Raw genomic sequence first — 25,072 nt, 5'->3', positions numbered from 1 at the left:
CTGGCACCGTCGGCGCGGTGGTGTCGGATGGTTTCGTGGCTGTGCGTGCGTCGGATTACATGACGTCTTCGCGAACCTTTCCGATCAACAGGAAGCGGCTGTGCTTCAGCCGCAAAAATGGCCTTTCGATCAGTTGATAGGTCGTCGCGGAGACGAGCAACGTAGCGCCGGCCATGTAGATGAACAGCATCAGGTTGGAAAAGTGGTGGGTCAGCAGCTCGTCGGACGGCCGGATGTCCAGCCTTACGACTGCGAAGACGATGCATACGGCGTGCACGAGGTAGATGGAGTACGACCACAGGCCGATCCGGTGCAGCACGGGGTTGACCACGACCTTGCGGAATAGGGGAAGCAGATCGGTCAGGGCCACCATGAACACGGCCCACAGAATCGACACGTACAGGTAGTTCGCATACCAGTACCCGAACTGCAACATGCCGAACTGGCGCAGGCTGTGAGTCGCCAGAACATCGATCATGGCGATGGCGGCAAGCGCGACAGACGTGCCCAGCCATCGACGCTGCCGCACGCTCAGGCTTCGCAAGACGGGACCGTAGTGGTGATGTGTCCAGGCGGCCGCGATGCCGATGGCAAATTGCGGCCAACGGCCCAGCAGGGTGCTGCGCAGGGCAGCCCAGAATTCTGACGCTGCAGGCGTCGCGAGTTTCCAGTAGCAGAAGCAAAGGCCGAGCAACACGGTTGCGAGCAGGTACCTCCCCTGTTTCCGTCGAGCCAGCCAGACCGCGAGCGGCAGCGCGAGATAGAACTGGACTTCGATCGCAAGACTCCACCAGACCAGTCCGAACGGCAGCAGGGTATCCAGGCTGATGTTCTGGAACAGGGCTGCGTGCATCGCGGCGCGCCAATCTCCCTTCCAGGCGGCGCCTGCCAGCACCATGAGGTAATACATGGGGAGAATGCGCAACGCACGATTGCCGAAGAACTGCCTGAGCACCATCGGGCTGCCACGAATGTAGGGCAGCGACAGCAGGAAGCCACTCAAGACAAAAAACAGATCCACCCCGATGCTTCCCCCGAAAAACAGTGCCGAGGCATAGCTGGCCTGGGGGTTCGGCATGTAGCCGCGCAAGGAGCCGAGGAAGTGGTAGAAGAACACCAGCACAATGGCGATGCCACGCAACGACTCGCATTCGTCCAGCCGTTCGCCAGGCTGGCCGGTCGCGTTCAAGCCGATGTCCCGGCAAAGGCCGTCGAACCGGCGAACGGCCCCGGAATCCCATCATGTCCGCATTTTCGATACGGATGGCTCGACGCGGGAATTTTCCTTGTCTGTGTCATCGTTCGATTCTCCCGCTGATGGCCGTCACCCAGACGATGCAGATGTCGGTTCGGTGAAGGCGCTGGTTTCGATTAAAATAGGGCAATTCTTCTGATTCCACGAGCCCTCCCATGTGGTACGCCATCATCGCCAAAGACCACCCCGATACCCTGGCCAGGCGTCAGCTTGCGCGACCGGCACACATGGCGCGCCTGCTCGAACTGCAGGAAGCCGGTCGCCTGTTCGTGGCCGGTGCGTTCCCGGCGATCGAGTCCGAAGATCCGGGCCCGGCCGGCTTCACCGGCAGCATGATCCTGGCCCAGTTCCCCTCGATGGCCGAGGCCCGCGCCTGGGCCGATGCCGACCCGTACGTGGCGGCCGGCGTCTACGCCGACGTGCAGATCAAGCCGTTCCGCAAGGCGTTGCCGGCGTGAGCGAAGCGATGCTCGAGCAGATCCGCCAGCGCCTGACCGTGGCGCTGGCGCCGACCGAGCTGGAAGTCGTCGACGAAGGCCACCTTCATGCCGGCCACGCGGGCGAGGGCAAGGGTCACTTCCATGTGCGCATCGTCAGTCCCGCCTTCGCCGGGCTGCTGCCGATTCGGCGGCATCGCATGGTTTATGCGGCGCTGGACGGCCTGATGGACAACGGCATCCATGCCCTGTCGATTGATGCAAAGAACAAATAATTCAGGAACAGTCAGTTACAGTGAATTGTTCAACTGATGCTTCATGCAGGAACGCATTGCAGCGTCGCCCTGCGTTTGGCACAGTGTCCTGTCGCCCGGCTGCACGGGCCTTACCGCTGACCCGTTGAAGACCGCATGCGCCTGAGCACCATCAAACTCGCCGGTTTCAAGTCCTTCGTGGACCCGACCACCCTGCACCTGCCCAGCAACATGATCGGCGTGGTTGGCCCCAACGGTTGCGGCAAATCGAACATCATCGACGCGATCCGCTGGGTGATGGGCGAGAGCGCGGCCAGCCGCCTGCGCGGCGACTCGCTGACCGACGTGATCTTCTCCGGCTCCAACACGCGCAAGCCGGTGGGGCAGGCCACGGTCGAGCTGATCTTCGACAACGCCGACGGCTCGGTGCAGGGCGAGTACGGCCAGTACGCCGAGATCTCGGTGAAGCGCCAGGTCACCCGCGACGGCCAGTCCTCGTACTACCTCAACGGCGCGCGTTGCCGCCGCCGCGACATCACCGACCTGTTCCTTGGCACCGGCCTGGGCCCGCGCAGCTACTCGATCATCGAGCAGGGCATGATCAGCCAGATCATCGAGGCGCATCCGGAAGAACTGCGCACGCACCTGGAAGAGGCCGCCGGCATCTCCAAGTACAAGGAGCGCCGCAAGGAAACCGAAAGCCGGATCAAGGCCACCCGCGAGAACCTCGACCGCGTGCGCGACGTGCGCGACGAGGTGGACAAGCAGCTCGAGCACCTCAACCGCCAGGCCCGTGCCGCCGAGCGCTGGAAGGCGCTGAAGGAAGAGCAGACGCGCAAGGAAGCCGAGCTGCGCGCACTGGAATATCGCGCGCTGAAAAGCCAGCACGACGGCGAAGGGCAGGGGCTGTCCGCCGCCGAGATCGAGATCGAAAAGCAGCTCGCCGGCCAGCGCCAGATCGAGGCCCAGCTGGAAAGCGTGCGCGAACGCCACACCGACGCCAGCGAGCATCTGAATGCGGTGCAGGCCGACGTCTACAAGGTCGGCGCCGAGATTGCCCGGGTCGAACAGCAGGTGCGCTACAACAAGGAAACCGCCGAACGCCTGCAGCGCGCCCATGGCGACGCCGAGCGCGAACATGCCGAACTGGCCGCACACATCGCCACCGATCGCGAACAGGTCGAGGCGCTGCGGCTGGCGCTGGCCGAAGGCGAACCGAAACTCGAAGCGCTGCAGCAGCTGCAGGACGACACCGGCGAGGCCCAGCGCAACACCGAAGCCAGGCTGGCCGACTGGCAACAGCGCTGGGACAGCCACACGCGCAACGCGGGTGAGTCGAACCGCGCAGCGGAAGTGGAACGAACCAGGCTCAGCTACCTGGATCGCCAAGCGGTCGACCTGGCGCGCCGTCGCGAAGTGCTGGAAACCGAGCAGAAGGCCACCGACGTGGAGGCGCTGGACGCCGCCGGCGAGCAGTTGACCCATGAGCACGAGACCCAGCGCGAACGCGTGGAGACGCTCGGCAGCCTGCTCGACCAGCACAAGTCCGGCCACGAAAAGGTGCTGGAGGACGAACGCCAGGTGCAGTCGACCCTCAACGAAGCGCGCCAGCAGTTGCAGGCCGCCCGCGGCCGGCACGCGTCGCTGGAGGCCTTGCAGCACGCCGCGCTGGGACAGGACGAAGGCGCGGCCAGTGGATGGCTGGCGAAGCTGGGCCTGGACCACTCGCGTCGCCTGGGCGAATCGCTGCAGGTGGAAGCCGGTTGGGAAACCGCGGTGGAAACGGCGTTGAGCGGCTTTCTGGACAGCGTGCTGGTTGACCAGGCTCACACGCTGGCCAGCGAATTTTCCTCGATCGAGAACGCCGACATGGCCTTGCTCGACGCCAGCGAAGGTGGCGTCAACACCGCCGGCACCCTCGCGGCGCACGTGCGGGGACCGGCGGCGGCGATGGCGATCCTTGGTCACGTGCTCACCGCGGCATCGCTGGACGAAGCGCATCAACGGGTCGTCTCGCTGTCCTCGCTGGCGCCGTACCAGTCGGTGATCACGCCGGCGGGCGAATGGCTGGGGCCGGGCTGGGCGCGCGTGCGCCGGGCGCAGGGCAGCCAGGTCGGCGTGCTGGCGCGCGAGCGCGAGCTGCGCACGCTGGCCGAGCAGATCGCCACGCTGGAAGCGCAGCTGGAAGAAGCCAGCGAGCGGCTCGATACGCTGCGCACCAGCAAATTCGAGACCGAACGCGCGCGTGACGATGCCCAGCGCGAGCTGTACAACGCGCATCGCCGGCAGTCCGAACTGGCCGGCCAGTTGCAGAGCCACCGCGGCAAGCTGGAAACCGCCCGCGCCCGCGCCGAGAAGGTCAAGGGCGAACTGGCGGACCTGAATCGGCAGATCGACGAATTGCAGGGCCAGACCCGCGAGGCACGCGCCCGACTGGACGAGTCGGTCGGTCTGATGGGCGACCTCGAGGACCAGCGCCGCGAGCTGGAGAACGAGCGACGCGGCCTGCTCGAAGCGCGTGAGGAAGCGCGCATGAACGCGCGCGAGGCCGCCGAGCAGTCGCACTCGCTGGCACTCGCGCTGGAGTCGAAGCGCTCCTCGCTGAGCTCGCTGGAACAGACGCTGGCCCGCATGGACACGCAACTGCGCCAGATCGAGATGCGCCGCGACGAAATCACCGAACAGCTCGCCGCGGGTTCCGATCCGATCGCCGAACTCGAATCGGAGCGGCAGGCATATCTGGATCAGCGCCTGCTGGTCGACAAGCAGCTGGTCGAGGCGCGCCGCGCGCTGGAGGACTGCGACATCGAGTTCCGCAAGCTGGAGCAGCAGCGCCACCTGGCGGAGCAGGGCCTGGCCACGCTGCGCGAAGGGCTGTCGCAGAAGCGGCTTGCGGCGCAGGCCTTGCAGCTGCGCGCCGACCAGCTGGCCGAGGCGATTGCCGCGTCAGGTCTGCAACTGGAGACGCTGCTGGCCGAACTCGCGCCCGACATCGATGCGGATCAGTGGCGTTCGCAGCTGAGTGACCTCGGCCAGAAGATCGCCCGGCTTGAACCGGTGAACCTCGCCGCCATCCAGGAACACGCCGAGCAGAGCGAGCGCAAGACCTACCTGGACAACCAGCTCACCGACCTGGCCGATGCGATGGAAACGCTGGAAGGCGCGATCAAGAAGATCGATCGCGAAACGCGTCAGCGTTTCAAGGAAACCTTCGACAAGGTCAACGCCGGCGTGCAGGAGCTGTTCCCGCGACTGTTCGGTGGCGGCCATGCCTACCTGGAGCTCACCGGCGATGATCTGCTCAACACCGGCGTGACGATCATGGCGCGCCCGCCGGGCAAGCGCCCATCCAACATCTCGCTGCTGTCCGGCGGCGAAAAGGCGCTGACCGCGGTGTCGCTGGTGTTCGCGATCTTCGGTCTCAACCCGGCACCGTTCTGCCTGCTCGACGAGGTCGACGCACCGCTGGACGAGGCCAACGTGGGCCGCTTCTCCAGCCTGGTGCGCGAGATGAGCGAGCAGGTGCAGTTCATCTTCATCAGCCACAACAAGGCGACCATGGAAGCGGCCACCCAACTGTGCGGCGTGACCATGCGCGAGCCCGGTGTTTCGCGACTGGTGCAGGTGGATCTGGCCGAAGCGGCTAAACTGGCAGGCGCTGCCTGAGAGGTTGAGTTTTCAACCTCTCAGGCCGGCCAGGATGGCCGGGCATGAAGCAGTCACGCTAGTGACTGTTTCATGTGAGCGAGTCCGGGCGTGTACTGGATTCGCGATAGAAGAAAACCACAGGAAGTGGTTTTCTTCACAGACCCTGAGGAACCCATGATGACGTTGCAACCCGTGCTTGCCCTTGCCTGGAATCCCGCCGTCGGCATTCCGATGCTGATCGTCGGCCTCATCGTGCTGGCACTGCTGTGGCTGTTCGGCCAGCCCAGGAAGGAACAGGGCAAACGCCGCGTCGTGCCCGGCCCCCATGCCGGCGAACGACGCGAACCGACCTTCGGCGAATCGGATATCGAGCCGGTCGCTGACGATGTCTTCCGCGGCGATGCCAGGCCGCAGCAAGGCGAGCTGGAGGTGGGCTTGCGCGAGGAACTGGAGCGCCTGGGCGCCACCCTGTCGGGCGAACGGAGCAGGGAACCCGGCACGGCAGCTGCGCCGAAGACCGCCAGGACCAGGCAGCCACCGAAGCTGGCGGATCACGTGGCCTCGATCATCGATGCCTTGCGTGCCCCCAGCTCCAGCGATCCGGTGGTACAGAACACTGGCCTGCCGGCGGAAGCGCCGGTCGTGGAAACTCCGTCGACACCGGCGCCGGTCCAGGCGGCTCCCCAGCGTTCCGATCTGGGGCGGCGGCCGCCGCAGTTGCCGGTGGAACGCATCATCACGCTGTTCGTGGTGGCCCGCGAAGGCGAGCGTTTCCACGGCCCGGATCTCGTGGTGGCCGCCGAAAAGGCCGGCCTGGAATTCGGCGACATGGGCATCTATCACCGCCTGGTCGACGGCAAACGCGAGCTGGGACCGCTGTTCAGCGTCGCCAACATGCTCAAGCCGGGCAACTTCGACCTGGCCCGGCTGGAAGACCTGCGCACACCGGGCGTCAGCTTTTTCATGACCCTGCCGGCGCCGCTGCCGGCGCTGGACGCATGGGACGCCATGCTGCCCACCGCGCAGCGGCTGGCTGAGTTGCTGGACGGCCACGTGCTCGACGAGGAGCGCAACGCGCTCGGGCGTCAGGGCATCGCGCACATCCGCGACCAGCTGCGCGGCTGGGACCGCGACCACGAAGGCAAGGAAATCATCTTCGGCCGCTGAGGCGTTTCAGGCCTGCGCGTCACGCCTCGGCAGTCTCCAGTCGGGGCGGATGAAGTGGCAGGTATAGCCCTGCGGGTAACGTTCCAGGTAATCCTGGTGCTCCGGTTCGGCCTCCCAGAAGTCACCCGCCGGCGCCACTTCGGTCACCACCTTGCCCGGCCACAGGCCGGAGGCATCGACGTCCGCAATGGTGTCTTCGGCGACCTCCTTCTGCGCGTCCGAGGTGTAGAAGATCGCCGAACGATAGGACGTGCCACGGTCATTGCCCTGGCGGTTGGGCGTTGACGGGTCGTGAATCTGGAAGAAGAATTCCAGCAGGCTGCGATAGCTGATTCGCGACGGATCGAACACGATCTCGATGGCCTCGGCGTGGCTGCCGTGATTGCGGTAGGTCGCATTGGGCACGTCGCCGCCGCTGTAGCCGACCCGGGTGGAGATCACGCCATCCTGCTGGCGAATCAGCTCCTGCATGCCCCAGAAGCAGCCTCCGGCAAGCACCGCGCGCTCGGTCGTCATCGCACATCCTCCACCTGATCCAGGTACGCGCCGTAACCCTGCGCTTCCATCTCTCCACGAGGGACAAAACGCAGCGAAGCGGAATTGATGCAATAGCGCAGGCCGCCACGATCCTTCGGTCCGTCCGGAAAGACGTGGCCGAGATGGCTGTCGCCATGGGTCGAGCGTACCTCGGTGCGGATCATCCCGTGGCTGCTGTCACGCAGCTCGTTCACGTGGGCCGGCTCGATCGGCCTGGTGAAGCTCGGCCAGCCGCAACCCGACTCGAACTTGTCCGACGAAGCAAACAGCGGTTCGCCCGAAACGACATCCACGTAGATGCCGGGCTCCTTGTTGTGCAGGTATTCGCCGGTGCCGGGGCGCTCGGTGCCACTTTCCTGGGTGACCCGGTACTGCTCGGGGCTCAGTTGCGACAAGGCTTCGGGAGTTCGGGTGTAACGGGACATGCGGTGCCTCCTGTCGTGGTCGCGATGCAGACAGAAATGGCAGTTCCAGCGCACATATCAAGGACGGGCGGCAAAAATGTCCGGGAAGGAGGGTGCTTCGGAGGCTCTTGCGCGCGAACGCCTCGCGGTACCGCCGTGCCTGTTCGCAGCCCAGCCACCTTTGCGCATGTCGCATTCCCGACCGGGCCGGCCCGCCGGAGCGTGCAGGCCGAGCCGGTTGATCGTCTGTGGACGACATGCGAAGTTTCCGCTTGACATCCCGCTAGGGCATGCCGGCTCAGTGCTTGCCCGTCACGCAGGGTCGAATTGCACCTGGGGGCGATGCGTCGGCACCCCAGGAAACTGCCGTGAGTGTCAGCTTGCCTTCGCCCTGAAACGACATGGCCGAGTGGCCAAGCTGCAATTGATAGGCGCCGGCCGGGCGCAGCCAGCGCTGGCCATGACTGTCGAAACTCACCAGCAGGCGCGGGTCGGCGGCGACCGTGAGGAACGCGGACTGGCCGGGCTTCAGGCTGACGCGGCACCAGCCGGCCAGTCGCCGTGCATGGTTCGAACCGGGCGGAGTCACGTAGAGCTGTGGCACATCGGCGCCCGCGCGTGCACCGCGATTGGTGACGGTGAACGAGGCGATGAGCTTGCCGCCTTCCACCCGCGGCTTGAAGTCGCTGTACTCGAAGTGCGTGTAGCTCAGGCCGTAGCCGAACGGGAACAGCGGTTCGAGGTGCTGGCGCTGGTACCAGCGGTAGCCTACGTCAGCGCCTTCGAGGTTGTAGTCGATGTCCTGCGCGGGCTGGCCCTGCGGTGGCAGGCCGATGGCGGCGAGGCCTGCGCCGGGGATAGTCGGGCGCGGCAGCTGCGATTCGTCGCGCGGCCAGGTGACCGGAAGGCGACCGGAGGGATCGACCTCGCCGTACAGCAGGCGCGCGATCGCCTCGCCGCCGGCCGCGCCGGGGTACCACGCTTCCAGCACGGCGCCGACCTGGTCCAGCCACGGCATCGCCACCGGACCGTTGTTTTCCAGCACCACGATGGTGTGCGGGTTGGCCTTGGCCACGGCTTCGACCAATGCATCCTGGTTGTCCGGCAGGGTGAGGTGCGACGCGTCGAAACTTTCCGCCGCCCACTGCTCGACGAACACCACGGCCACCCTGGATTGCGCGGCCAGCTTCGCGGCGGCGGCGATGTCCTCGCCGCTGGCGTAGCTCACCGTGCCATGCGCGCGTTGCCTGATCGCCGCGAGTGGTGCGGATGGCTGATAGATGCGCGGCCCCGGCCACTCGGCGGGCGTCAGGCCCGGCACCGCGTTGCCTTGCGGCGACTGCACCGCGGAGGAGCCGCCGCCGGTCAGCACACCCTTGTCGGCATGGCCGCCGATCACCGCCACGGACTGCCCAGCGGACAGCGGCAGCAGCGCGCCCTGGTTGCGCAGCAGCACCGCGCCGGCTTCCTCGGCGCGCTGCGCCACCTTGCGGTCCGCGGCGAAATCGATGGGCGCCTGTCGTGCTGGATGATCCATCACGCCGGCCGCGAACAGACTGCGCAGGATGCGCCGCGCCATGTCGTCGATACGCGACTGCGGCACCTGGCCGGAAGCGACCGCGGCGCGCAGCGGCTGGTCGAAGTACACCTCCTTGTCGAAGGTTTCGCCGGCCGATTCCTGATCCAGTCCGGCCAGCGCGGATTTCGCGGCGCTGTGCACCGCGCCCCAGTCCGACATCACGAAGCCGGGGTAGTGCCAGTCGTGCTTCAGCACGTCGTTGAGCAGCCAGTCGTCCTCGCAGGCATAGACGGCGTTGACGCGGTTGTAGGAACACATCACCGAGCCCGGGTCGCCAGTCGCGATGGCGATCTCGAAGGCGAGCAGGTCGGACTCGCGCGCGGCGCCGCGATCGATATTCGCGCTCAGCGTGGTGCGGTCGGTTTCCAGGTCGTTGAGCGCGTAGTGCTTGATGGTGGAGACGAGGTGCTGGCTCTGGATGCCGGCGATGGCGTTGCCGGCGATCACGCCGGCCAACAGCGGGTCTTCGCCCGCGTATTCGAAATTGCGTCCGTTGCGCGGGTCGCGCAGCAGATCCACGCCGCCGGCCAGCATCACGTTGAAGCCGCGGCGGTGCGCCTCGCTGCCAATCATCGCGCCGCCTTCGCGGGCGATCGCAGGGTCGAAACTGGCCGCGGTGGCGAGGCCCGAGGGCAGGGCGGTGGCGCCGAGCTTGTGCGGCTTGGCTACGCCGAGACCGGCATCGCTTTCCTGGATGGCCGGCAGACCCAGTCGCGCGATCGCCGGGCCGTAACCGGCCGAGCCCAGCGCGCCCGGTGCCATCACGTGGCCGTTCTCGGTGTCGCCGAAGTCGACGCGAATCAGGCGGAACTTCTCGTCCTGCGTCATCGCCTTCAGCACGAGGTCGGCGCGCTGGTCGGGCGTCAGCCTGAGGTTCATCCACGGGTGCGCGTCGCTGCTCGCGTTCGCGGTGATGCATGCACCGCCGAAGGCCCATAGGGCGATGCCGATCAAGGAAGCAATGCGGGTCTTGTGGAATGCCATGACGTCCCCTTCGTTTTTCCGGAACAGATTGGATGCATGCTCATCGCGGGTGCCGGGTGGCAAGCCCTTGACTCGGCAGGTACGGATTGCGATTCGATGCGGCGATCACGGCCCATGCCGTCGCGGCAAGGGATGGCCGGTGGTAGTCCCAGGCATATGGCGCCACGATGCGTGGCTCGGGCGTGCCGTAGAGCAAGCCGCCCGGCGAGGCCTGCGTCGCGACCCTCGCGAGCAGCGTGTCCGCCCTGGCCTCGTCGCCGACCCATCGCCAGGCGAGCGCGGCCTGCGCAGTACCTTCCGTCCACATGCCGTCGCGGGCATCGGTGAACGCGTAGCCGCCCTTGACCGCATGCCCGCGTTCGATCCAGCCCAGCGCGCGCCGCCATGCCTTCGGCGCATCCGGCAGGAGTTGCGCCCAGAGCTGCACATCGAGGGCGGATGGCGAGCGCAGCGACGTCACGCCGTCGCCTGCGGTGCCCGTCCAGAAATGGCCGCGCCGTGGATGCGGCGAGCAGCAGGCAGGCGAACAGGGCCGCCACTCCCGCCTTCAGGGGAATGACGGCAACCGGGGAGCTCGCCATATCGTGCTGCCATCTCGCCATGGCACGTGGTGCGGCATGCGCCATGGCGGGAGCGTGTTGCACGGAAGCGGTCAGAAGTCCGCGCGCAGGCTGAGGTTGTAGCGGGTGTCGTTGCGGAAGAAACCCTTGGGCACGGTGGTGCCGTTGGTGTCGATGATCTCGCGGCTCTTGAACGTCGAGTTCAACAGGTTGGCCACCTGCAGGGCCACCTTGACGTGGTCGTTGAGCGAGTAGATCAGCGAACCGTCCAGCCGGCCCTGGGATGCGGCCATGACTGGCAGGAACGGATAATCCGCCTCCTGGCCCGTGATCAGGAACTGCGAGCGCCAGTTCCACGCCAGCCGTGCCGACAGCGGGCCTCTTTCGTAATACGTGGTGAAGTTGAAGGTATCGCGGGACAATTCGCCTGGCGGCAGCTTGAGCTGGTTGACGCACTGTGTAGCCGCCAGATACGTGGCGGGGCAGTAGTCGACCATGCCGAAGGCCAGTCCGTGCGGCTTGATGTAGGTGTAGTTGGTCTGCACGCCAAAGCCGGACAGCCAGCCAGGCAGGAAATCGAATTTCTGCTGGTAAGCCAGTTCTGCCCCACCCACGCTGCCCTTCTGGTCGAGGTTGGCCAGGCCTGCCGTGTACTGCTCCGGATAGGTCACGCCGTTGTTCGTCACCGTGGTGTTCACCACGTTGGTGATGTACTGGATGGTGTGGTTCAACTGCTTCCAGAACAGCATGCCGGTCAACGAACCGGCGTTGCCGAAATACCACTCCTGGGTCAGGTCGAAGTTGTGCGCCGTGATGGGCTTGAGGTAGGGGTTCGTGCCGTTGTAGCCGTTGCCCACCGTCGGCTCGGTGCTGCCATTGGTGCCGTAAGGCAGCAGCCCGCTGATCGATTGGCCCGCCTCCAGCTGGTTGAGGGCCGGGCGGAAGATCGACTCGGAGAATGCGAAACGGGTGATGAGGTCGTCGGTCCAGCCAATCGACAGATTGAAGCTGGGCAGCCAGTTGCCGTAGCCGTTGCTGGCCTTGATCGGGCTATAACCGCCGTTGGCGAACGTCACGTATTGCTGCTGTTGTGGCGAGGTGAGCGCGCAGAACGTGCCTGGTGACGCCGGTTGGGTGCCATTCTTCGTTACGCCCTGGCAATACTCCGCAACGGTGGCATTGCCGAGAGCCTGCTTCATGTCCGGCAGCAGCAGATAGCCCGAAGCATCGTCCTGGGTATGCACGTAGCGCACGCCGAGGTTGCCGCTGATCTGCAGGCCGCTCAGGAAATCCATGTTGCCGTTGCTGAAGTCCAGGCGGAGATAGGTGGCATTGGTTTTTTCGCCGTTGGAGGAGATTTCCTGCGGCAAGTAGTGCGTGCCCGGCACGAAGGCATAGCCGTACTGGTCGCGTTCGTAGTTGGTGTAATAGGGACTCCACCAGTCCCAGCCCGGATTGATGGCCAGGGACTGCTGGTTGATCTGCTTCATCGCGGCGACGGACTGCCAGAATTGCGACTGCGGGTTGAGGTTGAAGAAGGGCGCGACCACGCCGAAATCACCGTTGCCGAAGGCGGGCAGGTTGACGTGGTACGGGGCAACGTCGTTCGGTGTGTCGGCGGCAGTGACTGCCAGCCCTGGCCCGCCGGCGTAAGGCGTGCTGATGTCCCAGAAGTAGCTGTACGGCGAGGAATACAGCGTTTCTTCCTGGTCGCTGTGCCGGAAGCCGAACTGGATATCGTCCAGCGGCCCCTTGTCAACGTCGAAGCTGCCGTCCAGGCGGAAGGCGCGCTGGTTGCCCCAGGACTTCTCCTGGTGATCCTGTGCCGCGGACCAATAGGTGTTGCTGGGGTTGGAGAAGTACTGGGCCGTCGTTTCGTTGGGATCGGGCGACAGCAGGTTGATCGTGGGCACGTTGTCGCCGTGCGTGGCGATGTACCAGTTCGCCTGCGTCATCTGGCGAATGTAGTAGTAGGAATCCGAGTAGTCGGAATGGGTGTCCTGCGCGTCCAGGCTGAGGTGCAGCCGGTCATTGACGTTCCACTTCAGGTTGAAGGCGTAGTCGTTGGTCACATAGCGCCGCTTGAAGCCGGCGGTATCGAGCTGCGTCGGCACGCCGCCATAGGTGAATGGCAGGAAGGTCGATGCCGCCGGATCGCCCGAGATGGTGCCGGACTGGAATACGCCGTTGGCGTCGTACACAGGCGTGGTGCCTGCCAGTGGCACGGCACAACCGGCCAGCGTCTGGCCGCTGCAGCCATCCGTGGATGCCTGCAGGGTGTGCTCGAAGGTGGATTCGGAGTCCGATGTCCGATTCCACGTCAGTGCGGCCTGCCACGCCTTGTCCGGGCTCTCCCATTGCAGGGCCAGCGCGTGGCCGAAGCGCGTGCTTGTCTCGTCCTGGTGGCGAAGGTCGCCGCCGACCGGCACGTAGCGGTATTCGCCCGGCGCAAGGCCGGGGAGGGCGTCGGTTCTGCCGCCCGGCAGGTCGCAGCCATTGCAGCGCCGCTGGTAATCGACCACGGAAATCGCATTGTCGGTCTGGTAGATGCGGTCGTAGGCCACGTTGGCGAGGAAACCGAAGCGGCCGATGCCGGTATTCCAGTTGTGGCTGAAAAGCCCGGCGATCTGCGGCGTGCCCTTCTTGGCCAGGTCGCCCCAGTAGCTGCCAAGGGTGACGGAGGTCTGTGTGTTCTTGTTGCTGTCGAAGGGCATGCGCGTGTTGAGGTTGATCGAGCCAGCGATGCCGCCTTCGATCATGTCCGCCGTCTGGTTCTTGCTCACCACGACCGATCCGATCAGCTCGGGCGACACCGTCGAGAAGTTGAGCCCCTGGCCACCGCCGGCGGAGAACACCTCGCGGCCGTTGAACAGCGTGCTGGTGTAGGGCAGGCCCTGCAGGCTGATGTCCGACCCCTGGATCGAGAAGTGGTCCGGGTCGGCGGCGACGCCGAAGGCGCTGACAGCCACGCCCGGCACGCGTTGCAGGGCCTCGGTCACCGACAGGTCGGGCAGGGAGCCGGCGTCCTGCGCCGAGATCGCGTCGACCACGGTGTCGGCGTAGCGCTTGATGTTCTGTCCACGGTTCAGGCTGGACGAGTAGCCGTTGACGGTCATGCCGGTGAGCTGCTTCGCCTCCTTCTCGTTCGCCGTCGTGGCAGCGTTCTTCTTTCTTTCGGCGACCTTCGAATCCCTCTTCGCGGCCGGTGCAGCCTGCGCGGCCTGGTCCGCATCCTGCGGGGCAGCTTGCGCAGGCAACGGGCTGGCCACGAACAGCGTCATCGCGATCGCGAGGGGCAACAGGCGCAGTTGACTGGCGCCTCCTGCAAGCGGGTGCACGGATTGCTTCGTCACTTCGATATCTCCCCGGTTTTCAGTGAACGCTCGGCCCTCGCGGTTCCGCCCTCGACCTCGGTTTCTTCCGCCAGCCGTCCAGACCCCAGACCATCGCCCGCCTTCATCGGCCAGGTGCAAACCTGCCTTTGCGGTCGGCGGGAAGAGAGTGCCGTGGCGTAGGCCGTTGCCTCCTCTCTCCCGCGTTGCGTCCCCCCGCAAGCGGATCCCGCATTCGCCGCAAGCTAATCAAATGTACCAGCGCTGTCAATAAAAAATACCAGCGCTGGTACTTTCGCGTGAAACGAGCGCATTCCGTATGGTTGCGGGCCTTCCGCTTGCGGTAGGATGGAGCGCTGCAAGCCATACACGGGCGGGATCTGCACATGCCTGCGAGAATCGAAGACGTCGCTGCGCATGCCGGGGTATCCACCAAGACGGTGTCCCGCGTGCTCAACGGCCATACGACCGTGCGCGCCAAGCTGCGCGCGCGGATCGAAGCCTCAATCCACACGCTCAACTACGTGCCCAACGCGTCGGCACGTGGCCTGGCGGGGAATCGCTCGTACCTGGTCGCGCTGCTGTACGACAACCCGATGGCCGGCTCCAGCTACACCATGGAGCTGATCGTGGGCGTGCTGCAGGCGTGCAAGGGCACGCCGTACAACGCGGTGCTGCATCCCTTCGACGCAGCGGACGACCTCGCTGCGCGGATCGATGGCTTCGTGGCGACGCACCGGCCGGACGCGCTGGTGCTGGTGCCGCCGCATGCGAACAACGTGAAGCTGCTGCAGCGCCTCGACGAGCTGGACATTCCCTATTCGACGATCTCCTCCAGACTGCACCAGTCGCGCATCGACGTCGGCTTCGACGAGCGCAGGGCGGCGGCCGAGATTGTCGAGCACCTGGTCTCGCTCGGGCATCGCCGCATCGGCCACATCGCCGGGCTGCAGGGACACGGTGCGCGAACCTGGCGGCTCGGCGGCTATCGCGACGCCTTGCGCCGGGCCGGCATCGCCCACGACGAGTCGCTGGTGGCGGACGGGGATTTCACCTTCGCCTCGGGCGTGGCCAGTGCGCGGATGCTGCTCGACCTGCGGCACCCGCCGACGGCGATCTTCGCGGCGAACGACGACATGGCTTGCGGCGTGATGCGCGAAGCCTACGAACGCGGACTGTCGATTCCCGGCGACCTGTCGGTATGCGGCTTCGACGGTACGCCGGTGTCGCAGCTGATCTCGCCCGGCCTGACCACGGTGCATCAGCCATGCCGCGAGCTCGGATGCCTTGCCGTGCAAAGCGTGCTGCAGTCGATCCGCGACGCCTCCGCCCCCCGACAGGCGCGGGTGCCCTACGAGGTGCACTTGCGAGCATCCACCGCTGCGCCCCGGAAACCGTAATATTCGTCCAGGACCGGCGCAGGGGACTTGGCGCACGGATCGACGGAGCGGAGGAGCGGTGATCGACGACGAGGCCGGAGTGGCGGTGCGCGGGCTGCCCATGCCCTTCGGCGCATGCGCGGATGCGGCGCCACCGGCGTGTCGCGTCGGCTGGCCGTTCATCGCGATCTACGGCATGGCGTACATGGGCCTGTGGATGGCTTTGCTGCCGCCCATTCTGGTCGGACTGGCGATGCGCGTGAGCGAGATCGCCCCGGCGCACGCGACGGCCAGCCTGTCCCTGGTGGTAGGTGTGGGGGCGCTTATTGCGCTGTTCGGCAACCCGTTCTTCGGCAGTCTTTCGGATCGCACGACCTCGCGCTTCGGCATGCGACGGCCCTGGCTGATTGCCGGTGCCACGGGGGGAGCGGTCGGCTTGGCGGTCATTGCGACAGCCGTGTCCGTTCCGCAGTTGTTGCTGGGTTGGTGCATCACGCAGCTTGCCTACAATGCCCAATTGGCCGCACTGACTGCGATCCTTGCCGATCAGATTCCAGCATCACAGCGCGGCATGGTATCCGGCATCGTGGGTGTCAGCGTGCCGGTGGGCATGGTGGGAGGCACCTATCTGGTGGAGCTCCTTGCCCATTCCACGCTGGCCATCTTTCTGGTGCCGGCGGTGATTGCCCTGATCGGCGCATGCCTCCTGGCCTGGGTATTGCCCGACCGTCGTCTGGTTGCCATGCAGCGGCTGCGTTACGGGTGGCGCGGACTTCTGGGCAGCTTCTGGATCAACCCGCTGCACTACCCGGATTTCGCCTGGGCGTGGGGCAGCCGTTTCCTGCTCTATGCCGGTGTCGCGCTGCTGATGACCTACCAGGAGTTCTATCTGATCCATCAGTTGGGCTGTCCCCCAGCTGCCGCGCCGCGGTGGATATTCCTGTCGACCCTGGTGCAATCCGCTGCGGTAGCGGTCTCCAGTGTCGTGGGGGGTGGGTTGTCGGATGCCCGCGGGCGGCGCAAGGCTTTCGTCTGCAGCACGGCACTGATCTATGCGCTGGCCTTGTTGATCATCGCTTTTGCCACTTCGTACACCCTTTTCCTCATGGCGATGGCGATCACCGGCCTCGCGCAGGGGGGATACCTGGCCGCGGATCTGGCGCTGGTCACCGATGTATTGCCAGAACGGGAAACACATGCAGCGAGGAACTTTGGCATCTTCAACATCGCCAGCGTCATGCCGCAGTCGCTGATGCCAGCTATTGCGCCGGGCATCCTCCTGGCAAGCGGCGGGAGTTATACAGCGTTGTTCGCCCTGGCAGCGTGTCTCGTCACACTTGGAGCCTGGGCCATCTTGCCGGTGCGTGGCGCACGCTGAAGAGGGCGATCAACCTGTGGCCTCGCACAATGACCAGCCTGAGCGCTGCGGCTGCGACACGATGCCGAGAGAATTGCCTTCTACGGCGTTCACGCGATCGAGTTCGCCGCACCGTCCAGCGTGACTCGTCGGAAGCCGGATACTGCGTATGGGCGGGTGAATATCGTTGACCCTGCGGACCATTGAGTGCGGGCATTGCAACGTGGGGCCAGTTGTCCGCGGCAAATGCGGAGTGTTAGCGCGCTAGTTGGGTATAGATCAGTGCGTGCAACAGGCGTGGACGGCCCACAGACTGGCCCAGAGGACGGGCGGCAGCGGTTGCCGCGGCCTCATCGGGCGCCTCCTTGATTTCGCATAATGTATATTATGTAAAATCAAGAATGCATGACGCCGACCCGGTAGCGCTGCAACTGCCTTGTCCTAAAGCAGGTTCGCGCAGCCCTTCTGTGTCGACTTGATTTGCCGCAGCCAGTCATAGCCGTCTTCCGCCCGCAGGATGGCGCTGCCTGCAATCGTTCTTGGCGCGGCGCGCTTGCGTGCGGGCTGGAGATCTTCAAGGCGGGTGCGCGAGCCCTGCAGCAGATGAGTGAGATAACGCTTCATTCGAATGACTCCTGGAAACGGCAATGACCGGGCCGATTCGTGTCGACCGGGATGTTCGAGACACAGGATTGGTTTTGCTGCGCCATGCATCAAGCCGGTTAGGGTGATCATTCCGTCCTCCTCCGGAAACGATGCCGGAGTTGCGGTGGCGTTCGCGAACGGAAACACAGCGGTCGGCAAACCGTGGTTTTGCCGCCGGTCATGCGAACCCACATAGCTGGCCGAACAGACCTTCGGCCACCGGATCATGGGCAAGAAAATATTCGCATTGCTGTACGTCCTGCTGATGCTCGGCGCGGTCGCGCCGTCGGGAGCTCGTGCCGCCACGTCGTATGACGTGGGGTACGTCAGGGTCGACGTGCCTGATGTAGCGCAGGCGGCGACGTTCTTCCGCGACGTGCTCGATTGCCAGCTGATCGGGGCCGAAGCGGCGTCCGGTGAACCCGCAGCGGATTCCCTCCTGCTTTCCTGCGACGAAGGCTCGGTGGTCGAGCTCTTCGTCGATCGGGGCAACTCCCCTTCCCCGGCACCGGACAAGCCGTCGGCGACCCTGCAACTGGCCACGGACGACGTGGCGCGCGCCAACGAATGGCTGCGGAACCGGGGCGTGGCCATCAGCAGCGCGCCGCATCGCGTGGTCTCGGGGCCTCTGGCCGGGCACATGGTGCTGGATTTCGCGGCGCCGTGGGGGTTGCACATGCAACTGGTAGGCAGGGATGTCCCCGATCCCGGCAGCACCGGCCTGGCTGCGGCCAATATCCAGTACGACGGCGGCTGACTTCAGCGGCGGGCGCGGAAGAACTCCCGCAGCATCCCGGCCGATTCCTCAGCCAGCAGGCCGCCGGCCACCTCGATCCGATGGTTGTGCCGCGCGTCGACCAGGGTGTCGAACACACTGCCCGCCGCGCCGGTCTTGGGATCGGCGGCGGCGTAGACCACCCTTCCCAGCCTCGCGTGGATCATGGCCATGGCGCACATCGAGCACGGTTCCAGCGTAACGTAGAGCGTGGCACCGGAAAGACGGTGATTGGCCAGTTTCTCGCCTGCCGCCCGCATGGCCATGATTTCGGCATGGGCAGTCGGATCGTGCAGGGTGATGTTGCGATTCCAGCCCAGGCCGGCGATCTCCCCTCCCTGCACCAGCACGGCTCCGACGGGCACCTCATTCTCGGCATCACGGGCGTGCGCTGCCAGCTGCAGTGCTCGCCGCATGTGCTGCACGTCGGCAGCTGAGAATTCACTGGAGCTTGGAGAAATTTCGTCAGTCATTTCAAGTTATTGCATGATTTACATGAGAAAGCTGGCAAGTTGCCGGCTGTTCTCCTCGCATCCAAGTGGCTGATTTTACTATTCCCACTCGATCGTAGCGGGCGGTTTGCCACTTATGTCATAGACTACGCGAGAAACTCCTCGCAACTCATTGATAATTCTGTTTGATACCTTGCCAAGAAATTCGTACGGCAGGTGCGCCCAATGGGCGGTCATGAAGTCGATGGTTTCCACCGCGCGCAGCGCGATCACCCACTCGTAGGCGCGTGCGTCGCCGACCACGCCCACCGACTTGACCGGCAGGAAGACCGCGAACGCCTGACTCGTTTTGTCGTAGAGATCGGCCTTGCGCAGTTCGTCGATGAAGATCGCGTCGGCCTGGGCCAGCAGCTCGGCGTATTCGCGTTTCACTTCACCGAGGATGCGCACGCCCAGGCCCGGTCCCGGGAACGGATGGCGATAGACCATCGCGCGGGGCAAGCCGAGTTCCACGCCGATCCGGCGCACCTCGTCCTTGAACAGCTCGCGCAGCGGCTCGACCAGCTTCAGCTTCATGTGTGCCGGCAGGCCGCCGACGTTGTGGTGGCTCTTGATGACGTGGGCCTTGCCGGTCTTGCTGCCGGCCGACTCGATCACGTCGGGATAGATGGTGCCCTGGGCCAGCCACTTCACCTCGCCGCTGCCGCCGGCGGTGAGCCTGGTGGACTCCTCGTCGAAGATTTCCACGAACAGGCCGCCGATGATCTTGCGCTTGGCTTCCGGATCGGCCACGCCTTCGAGCGCCTTGAAATAGCGATCGGCGGCGTTGACCCGAATGACCTTGACGCCCATGTTCTCGGCCATGGTGGCCATCACCTGGTCGCCTTCCTGCCAGCGCAACAGCCCGGTGTCGACGAACACGCAGGTCAGCTGTTCACCGATCGCCTTGTGCAACAGCGCGGCCACCACGGAGGAATCGACGCCGCCGGACAGGCCCAGCAGCACGTGGTCGTTGCCGACCTGTTCGCGCACGCGGGCGATCTGGTCGTCGATGATGTTGGCGGCGGTCCACAAGGTGGCGCAGCCGCAGATCTCGGTGATGAAGCGCTTCAGCAGCGCCCCGCCCTGCTTCGTGTGGGTCACCTCGGGGTGGAACTGCACGCCGTACCAGCGCTTGTCCTCGTTTTCCATCACGGCGACCGGGATGCGCTCGGTGCTGCCGGTGATGACGAAACCCGGCGGTGCCTTCGACACGTGGTCGCCGTGGCTCATCCATACGTCGAGCTTGTGACTGTCCGCATGATCGCTGAGGCCATTGAACAGACGGCTGGCGTCGGTGACGTCCACCGTGGCATGGCCGAATTCGCGGGCATCGGCCGCCTCGGTCGCACCGCCAAGCTGGGCGGCCAGGGTCTGCATGCCGTAGCAGATGCCGAGGATCGGCAGGCCCGAATCGAACACCTGTTGCGGCGCCTTGGGCGCGCCTTCGAGCGTGGTGGATTCCGGCCCGCCGGAAAGGATGATGCCTCTGGCCCCGAAGCCGGCGATTTCGGCCGGATCATGATCCCAGGCCCAGATCTCGCAGTACACGCCAAGCTCGCGCACACGCCGCGCGATCAGCTGCGTGTATTGCGCGCCGAAGTCGAGGATGAGGATCTTGTCGGAGTGGATGTTGTGCATCGGCCCGGGCCTTGAAAACGTCCGTAATTAGCCGGCGTCATTCCCGCGAATGCGGGAATCCATCTTGCTTTGAATGCCAAGGATCAAAATGGTTTCCCGCATTCGCGGGAATGACGTCCGCCAGGGGTCGGAGAATTGGACAGAGTCCAACCTCCGGATGGGTCTCAAATCAGGAATTCAGCCGGTAGTTCGGCGCTTCCTTGGTGATCTGGATGTCGTGCGGATGCGCTTCGGTGACGCCGGCCGAGGTGACCTTCACGAACTGCGCCTTCTGTCGCACGTCCTCGACGGTGGCCGCCCCCAGGTAACCCATCGAGGCACGCAGGCCGCCGATCAGCTGATGGATGATGTTGCGCAGAGGGCCGCGATACGGCACGCGCCCCTCGATGCCTTCGGGCACCAGCTTGTCGGCGTCCGCCTCGTCCTGGAAGTAGCGATCCTTCGAACCCAGCTGCATCGCGCCGATCGAACCCATGCCGCGGTAGCTCTTGTACGAGCGGCCCTGGAAAAGTTCGACCTCGCCAGGCGATTCCTCGGTACCGGCGAACATCGAGCCCAGCATCACGCTGGACGCGCCGGCGGCCAGTGCCTTGGGGATGTCTCCGGAATAGCGGATGCCGCCATCGGCAATCAGCGGAATCTCGTCCTTCAGCGCGGTGGCGACCATGTCGATCGCGGTGATCTGCGGCACGCCCACGCCGGCGACCACCCGCGTGGTGCAGATCGAGCCGGGACCCACCCCGACCTTGACTGCATCGACGCCGACGTCGAGCAATGCGCGGGCTGCTTCACCGGTGACGATGTTGCCGGCGATCACCTGCACTTGCGGGTAGTTCTTCTTGACCCACGCCACGCGATCGATCACGCCCTGCGAATGGCCATGTGCCGTGTCGACCACCAGCACGTCAACGCCGGCATCGACCAGGGCGGCCACCCGCTGTTCGGTGTCACCTGAAACGCCGACCGCCGCGCCGACCAGCAGGGCTTCCTGGCGGTCCTTGGCGGAATGCGGATTGTCGCGCGCCTTCTGGATGTCCTTGACGGTGATCAGGCCGCGTAACTGGAACGCGTCGTTGACCACCAGCACCTTCTCGATGCGGTGCTTGTGCAGCAACAGCAGCACGTCGTCCTGGCCGGCGCCCTCGCGCACGGTGACCAGCTTGTCCTGGCGCGTCATGATGTTGCGCACCGGATCGTCGAGCTTGCGCTCGAAGCGCAGGTCACGGCTGGTGACGATGCCGACCAGCTGCGTGCCATCCACCACCGGCACGCCGGAGATGTTGTGCGCGCGGGTCAGCCGCAGCACTTCGCGAATCGAGGTTTCCGGGGTGACGGTGATCGGGCTGCGGATCACGCCGGCTTCGAACTTCTTGACCAGGCGAACTTCGGCCGCCTGCTGCTCGGCGGTCATGTTCTTGTGGATGATGCCGATGCCGCCGTTCTGGGCCATGGTGATGGCGAGTCGGGCTTCGGTGACGGTGTCCATGGCCGCGGACACGATGGGGATGTTCAGGCGCAGGTCGCGGGTAAACCGCGTCGAGGTGTTCACGTCGCGCGGCAGCACGATGGAGTGGCCCGGAACAAGGTAGACGTCGTCGTAGGTCAGTGCCTCGGCGAGAATGCGCATGAAAAAGCCCCGCTGCAAAGAGGGAATTATACGCGCCCCGACGTGTTGCCTGCCAGATGCAGGCCTGAATACCGGCCTGCCGGACCGGCTCAGCCCGCTGCCGCAGCCTGCGAACGAGCCTCGGCGGCTTCCAGCGTGTTCTCCATCAGCGTGGCCACGGTCATCGGTCCGACACCGCCGGGAACCGGCGTGATCCAGCTGGCGCGTTCGGCCGCCGGGGCGAACTCCACGTCGCCGACCAGCCGTCCATCGTCCAGCCGGTTGATGCCGACATCGATGACCACCGCGCCGGGCTTGATCCAGTCGCCCTTGACCAGCCCGGGCTTGCCGACCGCGACGATCACGATGTCGGCCTGGCGCACAAAGCCTTCCAGGTCGCGCGTGAAACGGTGGCACGAGGTGGTGGTGCAACCGGCGATCATCAGCTCGAGCGCCAGCGGTCGGCCAACATGGTTGGAAACGCCGATCACCACCGCGTGCTGTCCGCGCACCGGGCGATCGGTGTGGCCGAGCAGGGTCATCACGCCTTTCGGTGTGCATGGACGCAGACCGAAGCGACGCAAGGCCAGGCGCCCCACGTTGATCGCCTGGAAACCGTCCACGTCCTTGTCCGGATCGATGCGGTCGACCAGTGCGTCTTCGTCAATATGTTCGGGCAACGGCGACTGCACCAGGATGCCGTGCACGTCAGGATCGGCGTTGAGCCTGTCGATCAGCGCGAACAACTCCTGCTGGGTCGTGTGCGCCGGCAAGTCATGGTCGAAGGAACGGAAGCCGACCTGGTGACAGGCCTTGCGCTTGTTGCGCACGTAGACCGACGAGGCGGCATCGGCGCCGACCAGGACCACCGCCAGGCCTGGCGCAGCCAGCCCCTGCTTGACGCGCTCGGCTACGCGCTTCCCCACGCGCTCGAGCAATTCCTGCGCGATGCGTTTGCCGTCGAGTATGCGTGCGCTCATGGATGTCACCTGGCTGGGGAGTCGTGCATTATCCGGGCTGGATCACATGCACACAAACACGGGCCGCACATGGACATCACCGGATCGAGCGACGATCGCCTGTACCTGCGGACATGGCGGGAGGAAGATGCGCCGGCGCTGGTGGAAGCTGCCCACGAGTCCGTGGCCAGCGTCGGGCCCTGGCTGCCGTGGTGTCGCGCGGACTACGGCCTGGACGATGCCCTGGCCTGGATCGCACACTGCCAGACGGGCTGGGCCAGCGGCGATCATTTCGCGTTTCCGGTCTTCGAAGCCAACTCCGGTCGCTTGCTGGGTGCCACCGGCCTCAGCCAGCACAACCGGCTGCACCGCAGCGCCAACCTGGGTTACTGGGTGCGTGAATCCTGCCAGCGGCGCGGTGTCGCCGTTGCGGCGGCGCGGCGGGTGGCCCGCTTCGGCTTCTCGCAACTGGGGTTGGTCCGCATCGAGATCGTGATCCTGCCCGACAACCTGGCCAGCCACGGCGTGGCCAGAAGTCTTGGCGCGAAATTCGAGGCGGTCGCCCGGCAAAAGTTATGGGTTGACGGCCGGGCACGCGACGCCGCGGTCTACGGATGGATACCGCGGGATCTCGACTGAAACCCGTTCAGCGCGTGCGGCTGATCAGCTCGCTCTTGCGGCGGCGGGCCTTGTGCTGCTGTTCCTTGGTCAGCACTTTCTTGCGTCCGGCATACGGATTTTCGCCCTCGCGGAACGCGATGCGGATCGGCGTGCCCTCGAGCTTGTAGCGCTTGCGGAAGAAGTTCTCGAGGTAGCGCTGGTACGCCGGTGCGATGTGCTTGGTACGGGTGCCGTGGATCACGATGGTCGGCGGATTGGTGCCGCCCGGATGCGCGAAGCGCAGCTTCGGCGCGTGCCCGTTGACCAGTGGCGGCTGGTAGCTTTCGTAGGCCTTTTCCAGCGTCTTGGTCAGGTCGGACGACACCAGCACCTTGGTGGCAGACGCGTGCGCGCGCACCACGGCACGCATCAGCTCACGCAGGCCCGAGCCATGCAACGCGGAGATCTGGACCTGCTTGGCCCAGTCGGCGAATACCAGGCGACGATCCAGCGCGCGGCGGCATTCGTCGCGCTGGTACTGATCCATGTCGTCCCACTTGTTGATCGCGATGACCAGCGCCCTGCCCTCGTCCATCGCGTAACCGATCAGGGTGAGGTCCTGGTCGGCGAGGTTTTCCCGGGCATCGATCATCACCACCACGACCTGGGCCGCGGCGATCGACTGCAGCGTCTTGATCACGCTGAATTTCTCGACCGCTTCCTCGACCCGTGCCTTGCGCCGGATACCGGCCGTGTCGATCAGCGTATAACGCTTGCCGTCGCGCTCCAGCGGCACCCGGATCGGATCGCGGGTGGTGCCGGCGACGTTGGAAACGATCAGCCGTTCTTCGCCGAGCAGGCGATTGATCAGGGTCGACTTGCCGGCATTCGGACGCCCCACGATGGCGACGCGGATGGTGCCATCCTCGCTGTCGGCTTCGACGGTGCTCTCTTCGTCGGCTGGAAGGATCGGCAGCAGGATGCGGATCAGGTCATCGGTGCCGCGATTGTGCGCCGCCGACAACGGCAGCGTGGTACCGATGCCGAAGGCGGAAAACTCGGCCAGCACGGCTTGTTCGTCGAGGCCGTCAGTCTTGTTGACCACCGCGACGATCGGCTTGCCGCTGCGACGCAGCTCGCCCAGGATCACGTAATCCTGCGGCAGCAGGCCGTCGCGCGCATCGACCACGAAGACCAGAACGTTCGCTTCCTCGATCGCCAGGCGCACCTGCCTGGCGGTCAGCACGTCCATGGTGTCCTCGACGCCGGACAGGCCGCCGGTATCGACCACCACGAAGGGCCGATCGCCACTGCGGCAGACGCCGTAATGGCGATCGCGGGTGACGCCCGGCATGTCGGCCACGAGGGCGTCACGGCTGCGCGTCAGCACATTGAACAGGGTCGATTTACCGACATTCGGACGACCAACCAGTGCGACGACGGGCAACATGATGAGTACTTC

General features: G+C 65.3%; 20 protein-coding genes. 8 read left to right on the top strand and 12 right to left on the bottom strand.

All coding sequences use genetic code 11. The features are described 5' to 3' along the window. Positions 1 to 55: 55 nt before the first annotated feature. Positions 56 to 1,189 (bottom strand): acyltransferase, encoded by a 1,134-nt coding sequence (locus ABNK63_RS08725; RefSeq protein ID WP_350015407.1) that lies wholly within the window; start codon positions 1,187 to 1,189, stop codon positions 56 to 58. Positions 1,190 to 1,410: 221 nt separating this feature from the next. On the opposite strand from ABNK63_RS08725, the gene ABNK63_RS08720 reads away from it, so the two are divergent. From ABNK63_RS08720 to zipA, 4 genes are all read left to right on the top strand, one after another. Further along, positions 1,411 to 1,713 carry a YciI family protein gene (locus ABNK63_RS08720; RefSeq protein ID WP_007808903.1) on the top strand — a complete coding sequence of 101 codons (303 nt, stop codon included), beginning with the start codon at positions 1,411 to 1,413 and terminating at the stop codon, positions 1,711 to 1,713. An 8-nt stretch (positions 1,714 to 1,721) separates the two neighbouring features. After that, on the top strand, positions 1,722 to 1,967 hold the full coding sequence (locus ABNK63_RS08715; protein WP_193385076.1) for a BolA family protein: 246 nt from the start codon (positions 1,722 to 1,724) through the stop codon (positions 1,965 to 1,967). A 135-nt stretch (positions 1,968 to 2,102) separates the two neighbouring features. Continuing rightward, the gene (gene smc, locus ABNK63_RS08710) at positions 2,103 to 5,612 is read left to right on the top strand and encodes a chromosome segregation protein SMC (RefSeq protein WP_350015406.1); all 3,510 of its coding nucleotides are present in this window, start codon (positions 2,103 to 2,105) and stop codon (positions 5,610 to 5,612) included. Between the two features lie 159 nt (positions 5,613 to 5,771). Continuing rightward, on the top strand, positions 5,772 to 6,761 hold the full coding sequence (zipA, locus tag ABNK63_RS08705) for a cell division protein ZipA (RefSeq protein WP_350017200.1): 990 nt from the start codon (positions 5,772 to 5,774) through the stop codon (positions 6,759 to 6,761). Between the two features lie 6 nt (positions 6,762 to 6,767). Here the strand turns inward: zipA and msrA are convergent, their stop codons facing one another. The 5 genes from msrA to ABNK63_RS08680 form a co-directional block, all read right to left on the bottom strand. Beyond that, the gene (gene msrA, locus ABNK63_RS08700; protein WP_007808896.1) at positions 6,768 to 7,277 is read right to left on the bottom strand and encodes a peptide-methionine (S)-S-oxide reductase MsrA; all 510 of its coding nucleotides are present in this window, start codon (positions 7,275 to 7,277) and stop codon (positions 6,768 to 6,770) included. Then, positions 7,274 to 7,723: a peptide-methionine (R)-S-oxide reductase MsrB gene (gene msrB / locus ABNK63_RS08695; RefSeq protein ID WP_007808894.1), complete on the bottom strand. Its 450-nt coding sequence runs from the start codon at positions 7,721 to 7,723 to the stop codon at positions 7,274 to 7,276. Before msrB ends, msrA begins: the two co-directional genes overlap by 4 nt. A 277-nt stretch (positions 7,724 to 8,000) precedes the next feature. Then, entirely contained in the window at positions 8,001 to 10,265 is a 2,265-nt protein-coding gene (locus tag ABNK63_RS08690; RefSeq protein ID WP_350015405.1) for a glycoside hydrolase family 3 C-terminal domain-containing protein, read from the bottom strand. 40 nt (positions 10,266 to 10,305) lie between these two features. Then, positions 10,306 to 10,725, bottom strand: coding sequence for a hypothetical protein (locus ABNK63_RS08685; RefSeq protein ID WP_007808890.1), 420 nt, complete (start codon positions 10,723 to 10,725; stop codon positions 10,306 to 10,308). Positions 10,726 to 10,917: 192 nt separating this feature from the next. Further along, on the bottom strand, positions 10,918 to 14,178 hold the full coding sequence (locus ABNK63_RS08680) for a TonB-dependent receptor (RefSeq protein ID WP_350015404.1): 3,261 nt from the start codon (positions 14,176 to 14,178) through the stop codon (positions 10,918 to 10,920). Between the two features lie 365 nt (positions 14,179 to 14,543). Between ABNK63_RS08680 and ABNK63_RS08675 the strand changes: the two genes are divergently transcribed. Further along, positions 14,544 to 15,557 carry a LacI family DNA-binding transcriptional regulator gene (locus ABNK63_RS08675; protein ID WP_350015403.1) on the top strand — a complete coding sequence of 338 codons (1,014 nt, stop codon included), beginning with the start codon at positions 14,544 to 14,546 and terminating at the stop codon, positions 15,555 to 15,557. 58 nt (positions 15,558 to 15,615) lie between these two features. After that, complete coding sequence (locus ABNK63_RS08670; RefSeq protein ID WP_350015402.1) at positions 15,616 to 16,914, top strand: MFS transporter; 1,299 nt, start codon at positions 15,616 to 15,618, stop codon at positions 16,912 to 16,914. 420 nt (positions 16,915 to 17,334) lie between these two features. Here the strand turns inward: ABNK63_RS08670 and ABNK63_RS08665 are convergent, their stop codons facing one another. Beyond that, positions 17,335 to 17,628, bottom strand: a complete 294-nt coding sequence (locus tag ABNK63_RS08665; protein WP_350015401.1) for a hypothetical protein — start codon at positions 17,626 to 17,628, stop codon at positions 17,335 to 17,337. Between the two features lie 157 nt (positions 17,629 to 17,785). On the opposite strand from ABNK63_RS08665, the gene ABNK63_RS08660 reads away from it, so the two are divergent. Continuing rightward, positions 17,786 to 18,295 (top strand): VOC family protein, encoded by a 510-nt coding sequence (locus tag ABNK63_RS08660; protein WP_350015400.1) that lies wholly within the window; start codon positions 17,786 to 17,788, stop codon positions 18,293 to 18,295. Positions 18,296 to 18,297: 2 nt separating this feature from the next. Here ABNK63_RS08660 and tadA read toward each other — a convergent pair whose 3' ends face one another. From tadA to folD, 4 genes are all read right to left on the bottom strand, one after another. Continuing rightward, on the bottom strand, positions 18,298 to 18,786 hold the full coding sequence (tadA, locus tag ABNK63_RS08655; RefSeq protein ID WP_040673423.1) for a tRNA adenosine(34) deaminase TadA: 489 nt from the start codon (positions 18,784 to 18,786) through the stop codon (positions 18,298 to 18,300). A 78-nt stretch (positions 18,787 to 18,864) separates the two neighbouring features. Continuing rightward, the gene (gene guaA, locus ABNK63_RS08650) at positions 18,865 to 20,445 is read right to left on the bottom strand and encodes a glutamine-hydrolyzing GMP synthase (RefSeq protein WP_007808878.1); all 1,581 of its coding nucleotides are present in this window, start codon (positions 20,443 to 20,445) and stop codon (positions 18,865 to 18,867) included. Between the two features lie 169 nt (positions 20,446 to 20,614). Continuing rightward, positions 20,615 to 22,072: an IMP dehydrogenase gene (guaB, locus tag ABNK63_RS08645; RefSeq protein WP_007808868.1), complete on the bottom strand. Its 1,458-nt coding sequence runs from the start codon at positions 22,070 to 22,072 to the stop codon at positions 20,615 to 20,617. An 89-nt stretch (positions 22,073 to 22,161) separates the two neighbouring features. Beyond that, complete coding sequence (gene folD / locus ABNK63_RS08640; protein ID WP_007808867.1) at positions 22,162 to 23,031, bottom strand: bifunctional methylenetetrahydrofolate dehydrogenase/methenyltetrahydrofolate cyclohydrolase FolD; 870 nt, start codon at positions 23,029 to 23,031, stop codon at positions 22,162 to 22,164. Positions 23,032 to 23,100: 69 nt separating this feature from the next. On the opposite strand from folD, the gene ABNK63_RS08635 reads away from it, so the two are divergent. Beyond that, the gene (locus ABNK63_RS08635; RefSeq protein ID WP_007808866.1) at positions 23,101 to 23,649 is read left to right on the top strand and encodes a GNAT family protein; all 549 of its coding nucleotides are present in this window, start codon (positions 23,101 to 23,103) and stop codon (positions 23,647 to 23,649) included. A 7-nt stretch (positions 23,650 to 23,656) separates the two neighbouring features. Here ABNK63_RS08635 and der read toward each other — a convergent pair whose 3' ends face one another. Continuing rightward, the gene (gene der / locus ABNK63_RS08630; protein WP_007808865.1) at positions 23,657 to 25,060 is read right to left on the bottom strand and encodes a ribosome biogenesis GTPase Der; all 1,404 of its coding nucleotides are present in this window, start codon (positions 25,058 to 25,060) and stop codon (positions 23,657 to 23,659) included. Between the last annotated feature and the right edge of the window lie 12 nt (positions 25,061 to 25,072).

The sequence above is a fragment of the Rhodanobacter sp. IGA1.0 genome, assembly GCF_040208325.1.
GTDB classification, from domain to species: Bacteria; Pseudomonadota; Gammaproteobacteria; order Xanthomonadales; family Rhodanobacteraceae; genus Rhodanobacter; species Rhodanobacter spathiphylli.
The sequence above is the reverse complement of the archived record's forward strand: the minus strand, read 5'-3'. Positions and strand labels throughout refer to the sequence as shown.

Bases quoted from the DNA above. Each gene is read 5' to 3' on its own strand.
- ABNK63_RS08720 (WP_007808903.1), top strand. From the start codon at position 1,411: ATGTGGTACGCCATCATCGCCAAAGACCACCCCGATACCCTGGCCAGG.
- ABNK63_RS08715 (WP_193385076.1), top strand. From the start codon at position 1,722: ATGCTCGAGCAGATCCGCCAGCGCCTGACCGTGGCGCTGGCGCCGACC.
- smc (WP_350015406.1), top strand. From the start codon at position 2,103: ATGCGCCTGAGCACCATCAAACTCGCCGGTTTCAAGTCCTTCGTGGAC.
- zipA (WP_350017200.1), top strand. From the start codon at position 5,772: ATGACGTTGCAACCCGTGCTTGCCCTTGCCTGGAATCCCGCCGTCGGC.
- msrA (WP_007808896.1), bottom strand. From the start codon at position 7,277: ATGACGACCGAGCGCGCGGTGCTTGCCGGAGGCTGCTTCTGGGGCATG.
- msrB (WP_007808894.1), bottom strand. From the start codon at position 7,723: ATGTCCCGTTACACCCGAACTCCCGAAGCCTTGTCGCAACTGAGCCCC.
- ABNK63_RS08690 (WP_350015405.1), bottom strand. From the start codon at position 10,265: ATGGCATTCCACAAGACCCGCATTGCTTCCTTGATCGGCATCGCCCTA.
- ABNK63_RS08675 (WP_350015403.1), top strand. From the start codon at position 14,544: ATGCCTGCGAGAATCGAAGACGTCGCTGCGCATGCCGGGGTATCCACC.
- ABNK63_RS08665 (WP_350015401.1), bottom strand. From the start codon at position 17,628: ATGATCACCCTAACCGGCTTGATGCATGGCGCAGCAAAACCAATCCTG.
- tadA (WP_040673423.1), bottom strand. From the start codon at position 18,786: ATGACTGACGAAATTTCTCCAAGCTCCAGTGAATTCTCAGCTGCCGAC.
- guaA (WP_007808878.1), bottom strand. From the start codon at position 20,445: ATGCACAACATCCACTCCGACAAGATCCTCATCCTCGACTTCGGCGCG.
- guaB (WP_007808868.1), bottom strand. From the start codon at position 22,072: ATGCGCATTCTCGCCGAGGCACTGACCTACGACGACGTCTACCTTGTT.
- folD (WP_007808867.1), bottom strand. From the start codon at position 23,031: ATGAGCGCACGCATACTCGACGGCAAACGCATCGCGCAGGAATTGCTC.
- ABNK63_RS08635 (WP_007808866.1), top strand. From the start codon at position 23,101: ATGGACATCACCGGATCGAGCGACGATCGCCTGTACCTGCGGACATGG.
- der (WP_007808865.1), bottom strand. From the start codon at position 25,060: ATGTTGCCCGTCGTCGCACTGGTTGGTCGTCCGAATGTCGGTAAATCG.